We start from the raw sequence: 18,359 nt of genomic DNA, 5'->3' as shown, positions 1-18,359 counted from the left end.
GCTACCGGTTCACGGGTAAAGGCGCGGTATTATGCCTGCTTTGTCCGGCGGCATGAAAAGCCTGCCCGTCGGATGTCGTTCAAGGAATCAATATGTCGCCCTGGCTGACGGTAGTAGGCATCGGTGAAGACGGCTTCAAGGGCCTGGGCAGGAATGCCCGGCATGCTCTGTTGCGCGCCTCTCGTATCATTGGCGGCCAGCGCCAGCTGGATTTGCTGCCGGTGTGCATCCGTGGCACACGCGAGCTATGGCCCAGCCCGTTTTCCCTGGAGCCGCTCTTGGCGCGGCGCTTTGAGCCGGTCTGCGTGCTGGCCAGCGGCGACCCGATGTTCTACGGCGTCGGCGCCAGCCTGGCACGGCAGGTGGCGGCGGATGAGCTGTTGATCCTGCCAACGCCCTCGTCCGTATCGCTGGCGGCGGCGCGCCTGGGCTGGCCGTTGCAGGACGTGGTGACGCTATCGGTGGTCGCCCGCCCGGTGGCCGCGCTCAATGCCCATCTGGCCAGTGGCGTGCGCTTGCTGGTATTGAGCAACGACGGCCAGAGCCCGGCCGCCATCGCCGCGTTGCTGCGCGCCAGCGGGTTTGGCCCGAGCCGCCTGAGTGTGTTTGAACACCTCGGGGGCACCGCCGAGCGGCGCATCGATGGCCACGCCGAAGGCTGGCAAGACCCACCGATTGCCGCGCTGAACCTGATCGCCATCGACTGCCACGCCGACGCCAATACCCCACGCCTGTCACGCCTGGCCGGCCTGCCGGATGCGGCGTTCAAGCATGACGGCCAACTGACCAAGCGCGATGTGCGGGCCATGACCTTAGCGCGCCTCGCCCCGACTCCCGGCGAATTGCTGTGGGATGTGGGCGCCGGCAGCGGCTCCATCGGCATCGAATGGATGCGCGCCCACCCCAGCTGCCGCGCCCTGGCAATTGAGGCCGACGCCGGCCGCCAACAGTTGATCGAACACAACCGCGAGGCCCTCGGCGTGCCTGGCCTGCAATTGATTCGCGGCAGCGCGCCCCAGGCCCTGGCAGAGTTGGAGGCGCCCGATGCAATCTTCATCGGCGGCGGCGTAACCCGCGACGGCGTGCTCGATACCTGCTGGCAACACCTGCGTCCCGGCGGGCGGCTGGTGGCCAATGCCGTGACCCTGCAAAGCGAGATGACCCTGATGAACTGGCGCGCACAACACGGCGGCGAACTGACCCGCATCCATGTGGCCCAGGCCCAGCCCCTGGGCGAATTCGACACCTGGCGCCAGGCGCTGCCCATCACCTTGCTGGAAGTGATCAAGCCGCTATGAAGCGCATCCTGCTGCTGGGCGGCGTGACTGAAGCCCTGGCCATCGCCCGCACCCTGGGCCCGCAACATATCTACAGCCTGGCCGGGATTGGCCGGGTGCCCACTGACCTGAGGTGCCAGGTGCGCGTCGGTGGTTACGGCGGTGCCGAGGGGTTGGCGCAGTTTATTCGCGAACAGGGCATCGACCTGCTGCTGGACGCCACCCATCCCTACGCCGCACAAATCAGCGCCAACGCCGCCCAGGCAGCGCGCTTGTGCACGATCCCCTGCTGGGCCCTGCGCCGTCCCGCCTGGCAGCCACAACCCGCTGATGACTGGCGCGAAGTCTGCGACTGGGCCGGGCTGATCGAGGCCTTGAAACCCTTCCAGCGCCCACTGTTCACCCTCGGTCGCGAACCGCTGCAACACATCGACGAAATCCCCGCCGGGCAGTTCTGGACCTTGCGTGCGCTGGACGCCTACCCCGGCAACGAACGCTGCGAAGTGATCGGCGCCCGTGGGCCGTTTTTGATCGAGGACGAACGGGCGTTGTTCGAACGGCGGCGCATCGATGTATTGATCAGCAAAAACAGCGGCAGCAGCGCCACCGAACCCAAGCTGCAAGTAGCGCGCGAGCGCGGCATACCGGTGGTGGTTTTGCAGCGGCCGGTGTTGGCGGGGGTGGATCGGGAGTTTTTGACGGTCGATTCGATATTGCAGGCCTTATAGAACAACACTGCTCAAATGTGGGAGCGGGCTTGCCCGCGATAGCGGTGTATCAGTCAACATATTTGATCCTGACATACCGCAATCGCGGGCAAGCCCGCTCCCACATTTAGGACTGCGGCGTTTTCACGATTGGTAATCCTGCGTTCGCGTCTATCATGATAAGCACAGCGCCTGACATCACTGCGACACCAAACCACACCAGCAACTTTTACTTATGCCCCCCGATCAGGCTAAATACCCACTTGATCGCTTAACCCTACGGATTGTCCGCCATGGCCCGTCAACGCTTTGCATTTGCCTGGATCGCCTGCCTTGCAGTGCTGTTCAATGCGTTTGCCATGCCGATGGCTGGGGCGATGCAGCAGGGCAAAAGCCCTACCGAGCAATTGTTGTGGGGCAGTTTCTGTTCGTCCAACGCCAGCAAGCTGGTGGCGATGTCCCTGGGCACGCTGGATATACCGGCGCCGCAGCAGGACGAGCATTCCAGCATGCAGCATTGCTGGTGCTGTTCGGGCTCGGCGCCATTGGTGGCGCTGCCGGGGCATGTGCCGCAGTTGTATCTCACCCGCTTCGACCCGGCGCCTGGCCTGCCATCGCCTGCCCTGCAAGCCCCGACCCCGCGCCAGCAATGGCCGAGCCTCAACCCCCGCGCCTCTCCAACCGTTTGATCACTTCGCAATGAACTGCGTTTGAATCGTTCTGGAGAACTGCCATGCTCAAATCTTCCCTGCTTCTGGCGGCCTTGCTGCTGCCTGTGTTCAGTGCTGCCAATGCCGATGACTACAAGGCCGGCGACCTGCTGGTAAGCGATCCCTGGTCCCAGGAATTGCCGCCCAATGCACCCACGGTTGCCGCCTACTTTGTGATCCATAACCAGGGCGAAGCCCCGGACCGCCTGCTCAGTGTCGATACGCCGGTGGCGGCCAAGGCCGAGCTGCATGAGCATGTGATGCAGGGCGACCTGATGAAGATGCAACAGGTGCCCAGCGTGGCCGTGCCGTCCAAGGGCGAGCTGACCTTTGCACCGATGGCCTATCACGTGATGCTCCTGGATCTTAAAGATCGCAGCCAGTTGCGCGACGGCCAGCACTTCCCCCTGACCTTGAACTTCGAAAAGGCCGGGCCGGTAAAAGTGCAAGTCTGGGTGCAAAAAGTGCCGCCGATGGCCAACCACGAGCACCAGCACGCCCAGTAACTACCCCAGGTCGCTCCCCATGGGTGCTCCCGCCAACAGCTCGACCCTGCGCCGCCGCCAGCCCTTGAGGCTGGCCCGCGGCAGTTGGATCAGCCTGTTCGCCATGCTGATGATCTTTATCGGACCGCTGATTTCCCAAGCGATGCCGATGGACCATCACGCCGGCATGTCCATGCAGATGTCCATGGACGACATCTGCCATGCCGCCCCGCAGCACCCGGCCGGGCATGCCAAGGCCCCCGCCGCCGACCACGTGATGTGGGAGAAATGCGGCTATTGCAGCCTGTTGTTCAGTTGCCCGGCGCTGCCTGGCAGCGTGTCGTTCGTGGCCCTCGGCAGCCCGCCGCCGGCCACCGGCCTGATCCCCGCACCGCGCCTGGGCCATGCCCGGCAGAGCATCTTCCCCGGCGCCCGCAGCCGCGCACCGCCCAGCCAGTCGTAGACCGCCAATAACACACAACTTCGCACGGCCGCCTTCACACAGACAGCCGCAGGCTGCTGGCCGTGTTGTTTACGACTGATTGATGGAATTTTTCATGTCCAGGTTTCCTGCTGACACCCTTATGGGATGTACCCCTGTGCTCGCCGTTTTGTGCGGCGCACTCTTGGCGCCACAGGCGTATGCCGACGACCACGCCGAGCACCGCAACGAGCTGAGCCCGACGGTGATTACTGGCGTCGCTCCCAGCTCCCCGCTGACTATCGTCACCAACCCCAAGGACCCGCGCCAGCCGGTGCCGGCCAGTGACGGCGGCGACTACCTCAAGACCATCCCAGGCTTTGCCCTGGTGCGCAACGGCGGCACCAATGGCGACCCGGTACTGCGCGGCATGTTCGGCTCGCGCCTGAACATCCTCACCAACGGCAGCATGATGCTCGGTGCCTGCCCTGGCCGCATGGACGCGCCCACCTCCTATATCTCCCCGGAAACCTACGACAAGCTGACCGTGATCAAAGGCCCGCAAACCGTACTCTGGGGCCCCGGCGCCTCGGCCGGCACAGTGCTGTTCGACCGTGAGCCGGAACAGTTCGGCGAACTGGGTACCCGGGTCAACGCCAGCATCCTCGCCGGCTCCAACGGGCGCTTCGACAAAGTAGTAGATGCCGCTGCCGGTGGCTCGCTCGGCTATATCCGCGTGATCGGCAACCAGGCCCACGCCGATGACTACAAGGACGGCAACAACGACACCGTCGCCTCGCGCTACGACAAATGGAACGGCGACGTCGCCCTCGGCTGGACCCCGGACGCCGACACCCTGCTAGAGCTCACCGCCGGCCGTGGCGATGGCGAAGCGCGCTACGCCGGGCGTGGCATGGACGGCTCGCAGTTCCTGCGCGAAAGCCTTGGCCTGCGGTTCGAGAAGTCCAACATCGGCGAGGTGCTGGACAAGGTTGAAGCCCAGGTCTACTACAACTACGCCGACCATGTGATGGACAACTACAGCCTGCGCACGCCATCGGGCACCGGGATGATGGCCGGGCCCATGGCGTCCAACGTCGACCGCCGCACCCTCGGCGCGCGGATCAAGGCCACCTGGCGCTGGGCCGATGTGCAACTGATCAGCGGCATCGACGCGCAGACCAACGAACACCGCCAGCGCAGCAGCGCCGGTGTCGACACCTACAAGAACCTGCCGCGCACCAAGGACGCCGACTTCCATAACTACGGGGTGTTTGGCGAGTTGACCTGGTACGCCGCCGACAATGACCGGTTGATCACGGGCGCCCGCCTGGATCGCGCCTCGGCCAAGGATTACCGCCAGCGCACCGGCAGCGGCATGATGAGCCGCGCCAACCCGACCGCCGGCGACACCCGCGCTGACACCCTGCCATCGGGTTTCGTACGTTATGAACATGACTTGGCCGACAGCCCGACCACGCTCTACGCCGGCCTCGGCCACGCCGAACGCTTCCCGGACTATTGGGAACTGTTCTCCCCCGGCAAAGGCCCGGCGGGTTCGCTCAATGCCTTTGATGCAGTCAAGCCGGAGAAAACCACCCAGCTGGACTTCGGCCTGCAATACAAGACCGCTGAGCTTGAAGCCTGGGCCTCCGGGTATGTTGGCCAGGTGCGCGACTACATCCTGTTCAACTACACCCCGGGGATGATGGGCATGACTTCCCAGGCGCAGAACATCGACGCGCGGATCATGGGCGGTGAATTGGGCGCCGCCTACAAGCTGACCTCCAATTGGAAAGCCGATGCCACCCTGGCGTATGCCTGGGGCAAAAACAGCAGCGACGGCAAGGCCCTGCCGCAAATGCCGCCGCTGGACGCGCGCTTCGGCCTGACCTACAGCGAAGACGACTGGAGCGCCGGCGCCTTGTGGCGCGTGGTGGCGGCGCAAAACCGCATCGACCAGAACAAAGGCAACGTGGTCGGCAAGGACTTCGCCAAGAGCGGTGGCTTTGGCGTGTTCTCCCTCAACGCGGCGTACCGCATCAACAAGAACTTCAAGGTCAGCACCGGCGTCGACAACCTGTTCGGCAAGGCCTACGCCGAACACTTGAACCTGGCCGGCAACGCCGGGTTCGGCTACCCGGCCAACGACCCGCAAGCTATCAAGGAGCCAGGGCGCACGCTCTGGACCAAGGTGGATATGAGCTTCTAAACACATCGCGGGCAATCCCCCCTGTGGGAGCCGGCTTGCCGGTGATGGCGTCCTCAAGGGCCTCATCGCCGGCAAGCCGGCTCCTACAGGGGGATTGCCCGCAATAGCGTCATCAATACCCATATAAGAGTCCTTGCGGAGCGCCCTGATGAACCCTCCAAAGATTTCCTTCTACAACCTGGCCTGGCGCTGGCATTTCTACGCCGGGCTGTTTGTCGCGCCCTTCATGGTGTTGCTGGCAGTGACCGGCATCATCTACCTGTTCAAACCCCAGCTTGACCCGCTGATGTATGCCGACCTGCTCAAAGTCGAGCCCGCCGCGCACGTCCTCAGCGCCGACGAGCAATTGCAGCGCGCCAAGGCCGCCTACCCACAAGCCACCCTCAGCAAATACCTGCCGCCTGTGGACGCCAGCAGCAGCGCGCAGTTTGTCCTGCACAACGCCGGCCACGAACTGACCGTGTTCGTCGACCCCTATCGCGGCAACGTGCTCGGCGAGCAGGACGCGACCTACAACCTGCAAGCCATCGTCCGTGCGCTGCACGGTGAGTTGATGATCGGCACCACCGGCGACCGCCTGATCGAGCTGGCCGCAGGCTGGGGGGTGATGCTGGTGGTGTCCGGCCTGTACCTGTGGTGGCCGCGCGGCAGATCCGCCGCCGGGATCCTGTGGCCGCGCCTGGGCAGTCGCGGGCGCCTGTTCTGGCGTGACCTGCATGGGGTCACCGGGTTCTGGGGCGCCGCATTCCTGCTGCTGATGATCCTCAGCGGCCTGACCTGGACCGGCTTCTGGGGCAAGCAATACGCCGACCTGTGGAACCACTTCCCAGCGGCGATGTGGAATGACGTGCCGCAGTCCGACCAACAGGCCCGCAGCCTCAACACCGCCACGCAACAGACCGTGCCCTGGGCCCTGGAAAACACCCCCATGCCGATGTCCGGCGAGCATGCCGAACACATGCAGCACGGCGGCATGCACCACGGCCCGGCCGCCCCGGCGATCAGCCTGCAACAGGTGGTGGACCTGGCCACCGCACGCCAGGTCGAGCCGGGCTACAGCGTCACCTTCCCCACCACGGCCACAGGCGTGTTCACCATCGCCGTGTTCGCCAACGACCCACGCAATGACGCAACCCTGCATATCGACCAGTACACCGGCAAGGTCCTCGCCGATGTGCGCTGGGAACACTACAACACCGTGGCGCGGGTCACCGAGTCCGGGGTGATGCTGCACGAGGGCAAGATGTTCGGCGTGGTCAACCAGATCATTGTGCTGCTGGTGTGCCTGATGATTCTGCTGAGTTCGGTCAGTGGCCTGGTGATCTGGTGGAAGCGCCGGCCACAGGGCGGCCTAGGGGTGCCGCCGTTGCGCCACGACCTGCCGAAATGGAAAACCGCGATGCTGATCATGCTGGCCCTGGCGATCATTTTCCCGCTGGTCGGCGCCTCGCTGATCGTGGTGTGGGTGTTGGATCGGCTGGTACTGGCGCGTTTTTTCAAGCAACGTGAATCGGCCTCATCTTCTGCATGAGGTGGGCGAGATGCCCTACATAGAGACGTTATGTAGTCTTACGCGGGCTTTCATCCCCAACGTAAGAAGTGTTAACTTATAACACTTACTGCACCGTCCCCACTCGCCGCGCTCAGCGGCGAGTACCGTCTCGAAGAAGCGATCTGTCGTCCGATGAACAAGTACCTTGCCAGCGGCCTGTGCCTGCTTGCCTTGCACAACAGTGCCCAGGCCCTGACCCTGCCCGTCAGCCCCGTGACCGCCCCGGCAGTGGACAGCGCACCTGTCGACCTCGACACCCCGACCACCGCCGGCTCGCGCCTGGGCCTCAGCGCCCGGCAAACCCCCGGCAGTGTCGAAAGCCAGACCGGCGAGCAGATCCGCGAACGCGGCGACGCCAGTGTGCAGGACGCCATCTCCCGCGCCACCGGCATCAGCCGCACCGGCACCCCGGGCGACGGCGGTACCTCGCTGCAAGCCCGTGGGTTTGCCGGCCAGGGTTCGGTGATGCAGTTGTATGACGGCAACCGCCTGTACAACGGCATGGGCACCTCGACCTTCCCGGTCGACACCTGGGCCGTCGAACGCGTGGACGTGCTGCGCGGCCCGGCATCGGTGCTGTATGGCGAAGGCGCCACCGGCGCGGTGGTCAATACCGTCGCGAAAAAACCCTTTGAGGGCGAGATCGAAAACCACATCCGCCTGGGCTACGGCTCCTATGATCGCCAGCAACAGGCCCTGGACAGCGGCGGCTCGCTGACCGATACCTTGAGCTATCGCTTGAACCTCAACCGCCTGCGCAGCCATGGCTTTATCGACCGTGGCGACTCGGCCAGCGAGTTTGCCAGCGGCGCCCTGCGCTGGCAGGCCGCCGACAACCTGAGCTTCACCCTGGCCCACGACTACGGCGACCAACGCCCGCAGAACTATTTCGGCACACCGCTGCTCAACGGCCACCTGCACAAGGGCCTGCGCGACAAGAACTACAACGTCAGCAACGACACCCAGCACTACAACGACCAGTGGACCCGCCTGAGCAGCGAATGGCAGATCAACGACAGTGTCAGCGCGCGCAACGAGTTGTACTACCTCAAGGCCCAGCGCCGCTGGCAGAACGCCGAGAACTACAACTTCAGCGCCGGGCAACTGACCCGCAGCGGTTTTTTTGGCATCAAGCACAACCAGGAACAGGTCGGCGACCGCCAGACCTTTACCTTCAAACACACCCTGTTTGGCCTCGACAGCCAGACCGTGACCGGCGTGGAATACAACCGCATCCGCTTTCGCCTGGCCAGCAACTCACCGTTTAACGACGTCGTGGACGGTGGCCAGCCCATCGATGTGAAACACCCGGCCCAGGCCCCGTTTGAAAGCGCCGATCCGTTCCTGCCGGTGTTCGCTACTACCACCAAGCAGTTCGCAGGCTTTGCCGAAAACCGCCTGCAACTGAGCGAGCGCCTGTCCCTGGTCACCGGCATTCGTCGCGACTACGTGCACCTGGACCGCGATGAACTGCGCAGCGGTGAACGCAACGACAAGACCCTGACCGGCAACAACTGGAAGGCCGGCCTGGTGTTTGCCCTCACCCCGGACACCTCGGTCTACGGCCAGTACGCCACCAGCACCGATGGCGTCGGCGGGCTGATCTCCCTGAGCTCAAGCCAACAGGCGTTCGACCTGTCCACCGCCAAGCAGACCGAAATCGGTATCAAGCAAGCTTTCTGGGACCAGCGCGGCGAGTGGACCCTGGCGGCCTACCATATCGTCAAAAAGAAACTGCTGACCGATGTGCCGGGCAACCCGCAGTTCAAACAGCAAGTGGGCCAGCAATCCTCCGACGGCCTGGAGGCCAGCCTCGACCTGCAACTGCCCCATGCCTGGCAACTGCAAGCCAATGCGGCCATCGTGCGGGCGCAATATGACGACTTCCAGCAGAACGTCGGCGGCGTGCAGGTCTCGCGCGACGGCAATCGCCCGGTGGACGTGCCGCGCCGTACGGCCAACCTGTGGGTCAGCAAGGCGGTGAGCGACGACATCCGCGCCGGTGCCGGCGTGCGGTATGTGGATGCGCGCTACGCCGACATGGCCAACCGCAATGAGCTGCCCAGCTACACCGTGGTCGACGCCACTGTTTCGTGGAAAGCCCTGCGCAACACGACATTGGGCCTGCAATTGAATAACCTGTTCGACCGCACCTATGCCGTGAGCCAATACAATGACGGCCAGCAATGGATACTGGGTGAGCCGCGCTCGTTCTTTGTGACCGCGGACTACACCTTCTAACCACCCCTGGATCGCTGTTTGACTTGAGATTTTTGATGCCCACACTCAACCTCCACCACCTCGCCTGGTCCCCCCAGGGCCATGGCCACTGTCATCACCAGTTCCACCTGCGTGATGCCAGCCTGCAGGTGGGTGCCGGGGAGTTTGTCGGGTTGATCGGGCCCAATGGCAGCGGCAAGACCAGCCTGTTGCGCTGCGCCTATCGCTTCAGCAAGCCCGAGCAGGGTGAAGTGCATCTGGATCACCAAAACGTCTGGAAGCAATCCTCGCGCTGGTGCGCCCAGCGCATCGCCGTGGTGCTGCAGGAGTTCCCCGACGCCTTCGGCCTGCGGGTCGATGAAGTGGTCGCCATGGGCCGCACCCCGCACAAAGGGCTGTTCGACAGCGATACCCTTCACGACCGCCAACTGATTCGGCACGCCCTCGAATCCGTCGGCCTGCTGGGTTTTGAGGACCATGCCTTCGCCACCCTGTCCGGCGGTGAAAAGCAGCGCGTGATCCTCGCCCGCGCCCTGGCCCAGCAGCCGCAACTGCTGATCCTCGACGAGCCGACCAACCACCTCGACCCACGCTACCAACTGGAGCTGCTGGGGCTGGTCAAGCGCCTGCAGATCGGCACCCTGGCCAGCATCCATGACCTGAACCTGGCCGCCGCCTTCTGTGATCGCCTGTACGTGATCAACCATGGCCGCATCGTCGCCAGCGGCACGCCCCACCAAGTGCTGACCGCCGAGCTGCTGCGCGAGGTGTTCGGTGTCGAGGCACTGATCGATACCCATCCACTTTCCGGCTACCCGCGAATCACCTGGATAACCCAACCATGATCCTGCGTTCCCTGCTGTGCCTTACCCTGCTGTGCGGTGCGACCCAGGCCTTTGCCGAGGCCACCCGCTACCCGTTGAAAATCCAGAGCTGCAACCGCGAGGTGATCTTCAACCAGGCCCCTGAACACGCGGTCAGCCACGACATCAACATGACCCAGATGATGCTCGCCCTGGGCCTCAAGTCGCGCATGGTCGGCTACAGCGGCGTGACCGGCTGGAAGGCGGTGACCCCGCAAATGGCCACGCTGCTCGACGGCCTGCCGGAGCTGGCGGCCAAGTACCCGTCGGTGGAAACCCTGCTCAACGCCAATGTGGATTTCTTCTTCGCCGGCTGGGACTACGGCATGCGCGTGGGGGGCGACCTCACCCCGCAGACCCTGCAACCGCTGGGCATCAACGTGCTGGAGCTGACCGAATCCTGCGCGTTCGTGATGAAGCGCCCGGCCGCGACCCTGGACGACACCTATAACGACCTGCGCAACCTGGGCCGGATCTTCGACGTGCAGGACCGCGCCGACGCCCTGATCGCCCGGATGCAGGCCCAGGTCGCCGCTGTGCACAAAACCCTGCCCGCCACACAGCCACGGGTGTTCCTCTATGACAGCGGCGAAGACCGCGCCATGACCTCCGGCCGCCTGGGCATGCCCCAGGCGCTGATCGCTGCCGCTGGCGGGCGCAATATCCTCGACGATGTGGACGCCAGCTGGACCCGGGTCAACTGGGAGACCGTGGTGGAGCGCAACCCCGAGGTGATCGTGATCGTCGACTACAGCGAAATCACCGCCGAGCAGAAAATCCAGTTCCTGCTGGATAACCCGGCCCTGCAATCGGTGGACGCGATCAAGCAGCGGCGTTTTATCGTGATCCCCTACGTGCAGGCCACACCTGGGATCGACAATGTGCTGGCGGTGGAAACCCTGGCCAAGGGGTTCCACGGCCAATGATCGAGCGCCGCTATGCCCTGCTGCTCGCCGCCCTTGGCGCGGTGCTGCTGGTGTCCTGTGTGGTCTCGCTGGGCTTCGGTTCGGCGCGGGTGCCGGTGGACGTGGTGTGGCGGATCCTGCTGCACAAGGCCCTGGGTATCGGGGCGGTGGACTGGTCGGTGGGCCAGGAACATATCGTCTGGCTGATCCGCGTACCGCGCATGTTGCTCGGGGCGCTGGTAGGTGCCGGGCTGGCGCTGATTGGCGCGGTCTTGCAGGCGGTCACGCGCAACCCACTGGCCGATCCGCACCTGCTGGGGGTGACCTCGGGCGCTACCCTGGGCGCGGTAATCGTAGTGCTGCATGTGGGCGAAATCATCGGCCTGCTGACCCTGCCCATCGCCGCCTTCATCGGCGCGTTACTGAGCATGCTGGTGGTGCTGGCGGTGGCCAGCCGCAATGGTCGGCTGGAGAGTGATCGCCTGTTGCTGTGCGGGGTGGCGGTGTCATTCGTGATGATGGCGGCGGCCAACCTGCTGCTGTTCATGGGCGACCATCGCGCGGCGTCGGCGGTGATGTTCTGGATGCTCGGCGGCCTGGGCCTGGCGCGCTGGGAGCTGCTGGCGATCCCCAGCGCCACGGTGCTGCTGGGCCTGCTGTTGCTGCTGGGCATGGCCCGCCCGCTCAACGCGCTGATGGCTGGCGAGCAGACCGCCGTGACCCTGGGCCTGAACGCGCGCAATGTGCGCCTCAAGGTGTTCTTGATTGCCTCGCTGATGACCGGCGTGCTGGTGTCGATCAGCGGCTCCATCGGGTTTGTCGGGCTGATGGTGCCGCATATCGCCCGGCGCCTGGTGGGCGCCGAGCACCGGCGCTTGTTGCCGGTGTGCGTGCTGGTGGGCAGCCTGTTCCTGGTGTGGGTCGATGTCGCCGCCCGCACCCTGATCGCCCCCGAGGACCTGCCGATTGGCGTGGCCACGGCGGCGATTGGCGGCCTGTTTTTTATTGGCCTGATGCGCAGGCGCTAAGCTCAGGCGCCGGCTTACAGCTCATCCCGGTCGCGGATGCTCAATGCTTCATCGATCTGGGTTTCTTCGGTTTGGTTGCGCGGGTCGACCTGAGCTTCCACCGTGCGCCCCTCGTTGCGCCAGAGCGCATCCCGATCCAGTACAAAAAGCTGGCCATAGCCGGTCACGCGCTTGAGGAACTCACTGGGCTGGAGCCTCACACCCAGCTGCTGGGTTTGGTCTTCCATCTGCGAAAAGCTCGGAATGTATTTGAGTAGCGCCCCCTCGCGAACCGACAGGTAAAGGCTTGCCGGGCGCTCTGCATGCGCACGCAACACCCGCAGGAACAAGCTCAAGAGTGCCGGGCCGACAAAGTTGTTGAGCAGCCGCTGCTCCTGGGGATCGTTGCTTTGCGAGGGCGGCATGGCGCCGTAGATCAGTTGTGCGGCGACCACTTGGTACTGCGTCGGGAACACCGGCTCAGGCACCGGGTGCTCAGTCGGTTGCACCAGCGGCTGTACCGGCCCATCTGGCCCGGTGTAAAACAGCGCCAGCTGCTGCGCCGTGTCGAGCCCGGCCACTCGCGGCAACGTGGCGACAAACGAGGTGCGCGCACGATTGCCCAATATCGCGGCAAGGTACTCCTGGCCACGATACGGCGCGAGCCTGCGCTGTACATCGCGGGCAGCATCGTCGGCATGGGAAAAGAGCGGGCCACAGGCCCGCCAGGTTTCCTCGAAACCTGGCCCCGTACCCGGTTGCCAATCGGAGGAAACCCGTGTCGTGCCAGCCCACACCCGGCCCTCGATCAACACATCCAGATTGCCCCGGGCAACCAGGCTGCGCACGTGGTCAAGCATGCGGGCATTACCCAGCAGCAACTGTTCGCGCAATACCTGCAACGAGCCGAGCGTGTCCAGTTGCTCATCGCTACTGAGGTACTGATACCTGAGCAGCGCGCCGTCCGGGCACGACAGGTAGAGGCGCAGTTTCTTGTCCTTGACCGCGTGCTGGGAGAAACGCAGGCCCGTATCGAAATCCGTGGGCAGGAAGAACGCCTGGTGCAACGGATCCTCCGCCGGCGTCAACAGCTCATTGGTGGCGCAGAGGTAGAGACCTTCCAGGGCATACCCCTGGGGAAGCAGGCCTTGGGGGAACACCTGGCTATAGTCGCGATAGCTCGCACGCACCAGTGGCATGCTGACCATGTAAAGCCCCAGCTTGGGCGACTTGAAAACGTAGCCGAACTGCAAGCTCTCACCGGGCCTGCACTGCTCATGGGCATAGCGCACCGCGTCCTGCTCCTGGGTGAAGAGCGGGCTGAACGGCGGGTCGGCCACGGCGTTGCGGATCAACAACGGCTCGGGCCAGATGACGTTGGCAACGAAGGGTGCTGTGACCGTGCGCGGCATGCCCCACACCACACTACCGTCCACCACGCGCAATGTACCGGCCTGGGCCAGCCGGGTGACGAACTCGACCGGGGTCAGCGTGCCGTCGCGCATCTGCCGCTCGACAAGGTTATCCAACAGCTCGGCACGTTGCGGCTGCAATGGCTGCAGGGCTGTTTTCAACTGATCCTCAAGGGCTGTGCGGCTACGGGTGTAACTGAGCACGCAGCCGTCGGTGCCTAACAGGTACTCGCGGGTCAGATGCACGTCCCGCGACTGCAGCGATGCGCCAATCACCCGGGTGGAAAGCATATTGCGGTAGACGCTCTTTTGCGTGGCCTCCAGGGCAAACGGCAACTCCCGCGCAGCACTGGTGCGGTAACGCGCAACAATTGTATGGCCCGCCGGAAAACCTCCCACCGAGACCACCTCATCGGGGAAAATCCACTTGGGATCAAAATCTTCGCGAGGCACTTTCAAAGGTTCTGTGGCCACGAACAGGCCGTCAGGGCGCTTGAGCACCAAGCCTCCCAGCAAGCCGTTATCGTGATCACCCAGCCGTGAGCGAGCATGGCGCACTGCGTCATCCTGTTCCTGGAAAGCCGGGCCCAGGCGACGGCGGGTGAAACGCCCATAGGGACGCCATAACGTGGCGTTTTCGATGACCAGCCCCCGTCGATCCCAGCACTGGCTGCTGTATAACACCCGCAGGTCACCGGCCTTGGCGATCAGCGTGACAAACCGGCGGATATCCAGGGAGCCGTCATGCAGGCTCATGCCCTGGATCGTCACACCGGCGCCATCAATGCCCTGCTTGAGCATTGACGAAGCCTGGGGTTGATACCGCAACAAGGCGCCGTCCAGTGTTGACACATACACAGGCAATACGGCGGGCCCCGCAGAAGATCGCGGCAAATGCCGGGCATCTTCTTCGGCACGCAACAGCAACTCGGGGGTGACAAAGAACTGGGTCAACCAGGCCTCGGAAGTGTTCAGCCCCACAGGCAGCCATTGCTGTGAATACAGCAGGCCCTTGAGCACAAAGCCCTTGGCGAAGTCGCCACCGGTCAGATACCCAAAGCCCCTGGAGGAGTCGCTCAACCAACGCCCGGGCGGCTTGATCGGCAACAGCTCGCTGACCACATATTCTTCGTGTTGCGGGTGCTTGAGAATGTAGGCCGTCGCCGCCTGTGCATCCAGGTTCCTGCCGTACCAGCGAATGTGCGCATTGAGCGCCGCCGCGTCCTGGCTGTTGAAGATTGCACCAAACGCCGGGGTTTGCAGATCGATCTGGGCATACTCGAAGTTGGGCGTCCAGTCGTCGTAGACCGTGCCACGCGGCCCCCATAAATGGCTACCGACAAGCACTTGCAGATTGCCCGCATCCGCCAGGCGGGTAACGATGTCCACCGGCTTGAGCTTGCCGGTTTCCAGGCGTTCGAAGTAACCATGCTGGCCGGGCTCGCGGGTGGTGTTGCTCAGCACCAGCAACTCATTGGCCGAGCCGCTGGGGGTGTAGCCGATCAGGTTGTTCGGCGAACCGCTCAGGTAGGCCGGCAGGCGGGATTCAATCACCGCCCGGATCTCCACATCCGAGAACATCGTGGCATTGACCTCAAGGTCCGCAAGGGTCCAGTCAAGGCGCCGCTGGCGGGCCAGGTCATTGAAGGACACCGCCCCATGGGAGGCGTAGCGCCCATGAATCTCATGGCCCACCGGAGGCACCAGCAAACCACCGCCCGGTCTCGGCAGCAGCAGGTCGGAGGAAAAACCGTCGCCATGAATGGTCACAGGTTCGGTGAATAAAAATCGCCCGTCTGGCCTTTTGAGAATGTACCCACCAAAGGCCGTCCCTCGGCGAAAGCCGATCTTCTCATGGGCATGGCGCGCGGCATCATCGGCCGTCAGGAATGCCGCACTCAGCAGCGTGGTCCCCGAACCCAGCGGCAGACGCTCGCCGTCATGCATCGGCCCCAGTACGTTCCACAAGTCGCCCTGCTGAATCACCGTCAACTCGCCGGCACGAATCACCCGGTGCACGAACTCCCGGGACGACAACGTACCGTCGAGCAGTGCCGCCTGGTTGCCTTTGTCAGTCACCCTCTGGCCGGCCACGCTAAACAGCTCGTTGGCGGTATCGGCACTCGGCACCTGCCAATGCAGCAGCGCCCGGTCAGGGGCTTGCAGATACAACTTGAGCCCCAACCCGGCGATCTGCAGCTTGGAGGTGGCAAGAGCCTGGGTCATGACCTCCACCCATAGCGCAGGTGGGGCAAACCGCTTATACAGCCAGGCTTCATTGGCCGGCAACGGCCTCGGCTCGGAGGCAAACACATTACGGTAAAGGCCAACCAGGCGATAATTGGAGGGCAGTTTCGCCTGACCGTCGGCACGGGCGGGGAACAGACTGGCCAGGGTTGTGCCTGCTGCAACCGGTAGCGTCGCGATATAGCTCGGGGCATTCTGATGCTTGAGCACAAACCCCTGGTAAGCGCCCGCCGGCATGCCATTGATAAGGTTCAGGGCGATCAGCGCGGCAACTTGCCCCGTGTTGGCCTGCGGCGTAAAGAACGGCTGCTCCTGCACGGTGTCCTTGGGAATGACCGGTTCGCCGACCCGCCACCCCCTGGCGACACGACCGCGAGCGCCGCCCCAGACACGGTTGGCCAACACCACCCGCAGGTCGCCCGCATCGGCAAAATTCCAGACAGTCCCTTCAAACTCGGTGACCGGCTGGATCGGCATCTCACCGGTCAACTGCTTGAGCAGCGTCTGCTCCGCCGTTGAACCGCTGCTCACATACTTGAGCAACGAGCCCTGCGGGCCTGACAGGTAGTGGGCCGGGGCAAACTCACGGTTACCGATGACAAACGCCTGGTCGGCAGACGAGAAAAAGCTGATAAATATCTCCACCTCATCGGCCGTGAACTGAGTGTGCAACCCCTGCTCACCGGGAGAGCCCGCCGGGTGCGAGTGGTAAAAGGCGTAGCAGTCGAAGGGAGCCGGAGCAATGAAGTAGTCATGCTCATCGGTGGCCATGATGGCGCGAAAATCAAACTGTATCGACGCACCGGCCACCGGTTCTGTGGCGAAATAACGCGCGCCTTGTCGCAGCACCGCACCGCCATACTCCTTGTCGCGTCGCTCGCCGATCCGGTTGTGAGCCCAGCGCGCAGCATCATCGGCGGTGACAAAGGGCGGACTCAATACGGGTTTGGGAACCCTGGAGACGGCTCGCCACTGCGCGTCGACCGGGCCGAGCCTGTCCCAGATCTTGCCCGCCCGGATCACCGACAGATACCCGCCTGCCGCCACGCGCAGGACAAAGTCCCGAGGGCTCAGCGTACCCGCGAGCAGCGCCGAATCGATCTGGTTATCCACCACCTGACCGTCCGGCTCGACGCGAAACAGTTCAGTCTCGGCGGTCGAGAACGCGCACTTGTATTGCAACAACGCCCCATCATTGAGGTTGCGATAGAAAAACAGCTGACGCTCCGGCCCCAGCAAATCCCTGGACTGCACCCCATGGTAAAGCTGGGTCGCCAACTCCAGCGGGCTAAAAAAGTTACGGTACAGCCACGCGTCCCTGGACGGGAGACGCAGGGGCACCGGAGGGCGTCCCAGATAGACCGCCACCCAATGGAAGCTCTCGTGTGACACGCGCTTACCATCCGAGGTGCGCGGGAACAATTGCTGGATGGACACCGGTGCGGGCCCGCCGGCCGGGGGCTCGACCAGCACATAGTCCTCTTTGTTGGCATCCTTGAGGATAAAGGCGCGCTCAGGGTTGCGTTGCTGCAATACCTCCAGCAGGGCATCAAGCCCGGCGTACACCGGCCCGCAGGCCGGCAGCTCGTAGGTGCGCGAGACAAAGGCTGTGAACGGTCGCCATTGCCTGGGCACTGTGCCTGTCGAGCCACCCCACAACGCACTCGGAACCACGATGGACAACTGGCTGACACTGGCGGCCTTCTTGAAGAAGGTCTCCGGTTTGTTATCGGCCGGGCCATCCGCATGACCAAAGTGCAGCTTTTTGTCGAGCCACACACCAAAACGCTGCTCCTCAGCCGAGCCGGTGGTGACATACTTGAGCAACCCGCCATCGGGCCCAGACAGATAAGAGGCCGAAAAAAAACCGCGCTCCAAAATAAAGATGCTCAGGTCAATATCCGAAAAAAAGCCATTCAGCCCCCTGACCTGACGCTCGGAAAACTCAGGGTTGTTCTCTTGAAAATCATCGAACGCATCGGGATGAGAGTGGTAGTCGGCCACGCACCGATAGCCTTGTGGGTGCAGGTACTGGCTATTGCTGTCGACTTTCAGCACCGTCCAGTAATCGAAGGTGTAGGGCCCGCCCGCTATCGGCTCGGTGGCATAGAAGTAGCCGTCCGCCAAGCTCTCCAGGATCACCCCGCCATACTCCTTATCTCGCCGGCTGCCGATCTGTTGATGGGCATAACGCGCCGCATCATCCATGGTGACAAAGGCCGGCCCCACTGGTGGCAGTACCACATCCGACTTCAAGCCGCTGCCGAACCAACCGCGTTTAGGTCGTTCCATGACATCCCCTCAAATATGCCCCGACCAGACGCTGGCCAGGGTCACGGCG

12 protein-coding genes are annotated in these 18,359 nt (G+C 63.7%); 11 read left to right on the top strand and 1 reads right to left on the bottom strand.

Annotated elements, in window-relative coordinates; translation table 11 throughout:
* Positions 1-92: 92 nt before the first annotated feature.
* The 11 genes from cbiE to ACO77H_RS02825 all read left to right on the top strand — a co-directional run bounded on the left by cbiE (position 93) and on the right by ACO77H_RS02825 (position 12,380).
* Complete coding sequence (gene cbiE, locus ACO77H_RS02875) at positions 93-1,298, top strand: precorrin-6y C5,15-methyltransferase (decarboxylating) subunit CbiE (protein WP_432754978.1); 1,206 nt, start codon at positions 93-95, stop codon at positions 1,296-1,298.
* Entirely contained in the window at positions 1,295-2,005 is a 711-nt protein-coding gene (locus ACO77H_RS02870) for a cobalt-precorrin-6A reductase (protein WP_432754977.1), read from the top strand. Before cbiE ends, ACO77H_RS02870 begins: the two co-directional genes overlap by 4 nt.
* A gap of 272 nt (positions 2,006-2,277) precedes the next feature.
* A complete protein-coding gene (locus tag ACO77H_RS02865; protein WP_170042515.1) occupies positions 2,278-2,673 on the top strand; it encodes a DUF2946 domain-containing protein in 396 nt (131 codons plus the stop codon).
* Positions 2,674-2,717: 44 nt separating this feature from the next.
* Positions 2,718-3,200 carry a copper chaperone PCu(A)C gene (locus tag ACO77H_RS02860; protein ID WP_169952081.1) on the top strand — a complete coding sequence of 161 codons (483 nt, stop codon included), beginning with the start codon at positions 2,718-2,720 and terminating at the stop codon, positions 3,198-3,200.
* A gap of 19 nt (positions 3,201-3,219) precedes the next feature.
* On the top strand, positions 3,220-3,642 hold the full coding sequence (locus ACO77H_RS02855) for a DUF2946 domain-containing protein (protein WP_169952083.1): 423 nt from the start codon (positions 3,220-3,222) through the stop codon (positions 3,640-3,642).
* A gap of 94 nt (positions 3,643-3,736) precedes the next feature.
* Positions 3,737-5,812 (top strand): TonB-dependent copper receptor, encoded by a 2,076-nt coding sequence (locus tag ACO77H_RS02850; RefSeq protein WP_432754976.1) that lies wholly within the window; start codon positions 3,737-3,739, stop codon positions 5,810-5,812.
* Between the two features lie 148 nt (positions 5,813-5,960).
* Positions 5,961-7,343, top strand: a complete 1,383-nt coding sequence (locus tag ACO77H_RS02845; RefSeq protein ID WP_432754975.1) for a PepSY-associated TM helix domain-containing protein — start codon at positions 5,961-5,963, stop codon at positions 7,341-7,343.
* 153 nt (positions 7,344-7,496) lie between these two features.
* Entirely contained in the window at positions 7,497-9,605 is a 2,109-nt protein-coding gene (locus ACO77H_RS02840; RefSeq protein ID WP_432754974.1) for a TonB-dependent receptor, read from the top strand.
* 35 nt (positions 9,606-9,640) lie between these two features.
* Positions 9,641-10,429: an ABC transporter ATP-binding protein gene (locus ACO77H_RS02835; RefSeq protein WP_432754973.1), complete on the top strand. Its 789-nt coding sequence runs from the start codon at positions 9,641-9,643 to the stop codon at positions 10,427-10,429.
* On the top strand, positions 10,426-11,373 hold the full coding sequence (locus ACO77H_RS02830) for an ABC transporter substrate-binding protein (protein ID WP_432754972.1): 948 nt from the start codon (positions 10,426-10,428) through the stop codon (positions 11,371-11,373). Before ACO77H_RS02835 ends, ACO77H_RS02830 begins: the two co-directional genes overlap by 4 nt.
* The gene (locus ACO77H_RS02825) at positions 11,370-12,380 is read left to right on the top strand and encodes a FecCD family ABC transporter permease (RefSeq protein WP_169952094.1); all 1,011 of its coding nucleotides are present in this window, start codon (positions 11,370-11,372) and stop codon (positions 12,378-12,380) included. Before ACO77H_RS02830 ends, ACO77H_RS02825 begins: the two co-directional genes overlap by 4 nt.
* A gap of 14 nt (positions 12,381-12,394) precedes the next feature.
* Here the strand turns inward: ACO77H_RS02825 and ACO77H_RS02820 are convergent, their stop codons facing one another.
* Positions 12,395-18,310, bottom strand: coding sequence for a DUF4329 domain-containing protein (locus ACO77H_RS02820; protein ID WP_432754971.1), 5,916 nt, complete (start codon positions 18,308-18,310; stop codon positions 12,395-12,397).
* Between the last annotated feature and the right edge of the window lie 49 nt (positions 18,311-18,359).

The sequence above is a fragment of the Pseudomonas sp. WMBT8 genome, from assembly GCF_050916005.1.
Taxonomy (GTDB): domain Bacteria; phylum Pseudomonadota; class Gammaproteobacteria; order Pseudomonadales; family Pseudomonadaceae; genus Aquipseudomonas.
The sequence above is the reverse complement of the archived record's forward strand: the minus strand, read 5'-3'. Positions and strand labels throughout refer to the sequence as shown.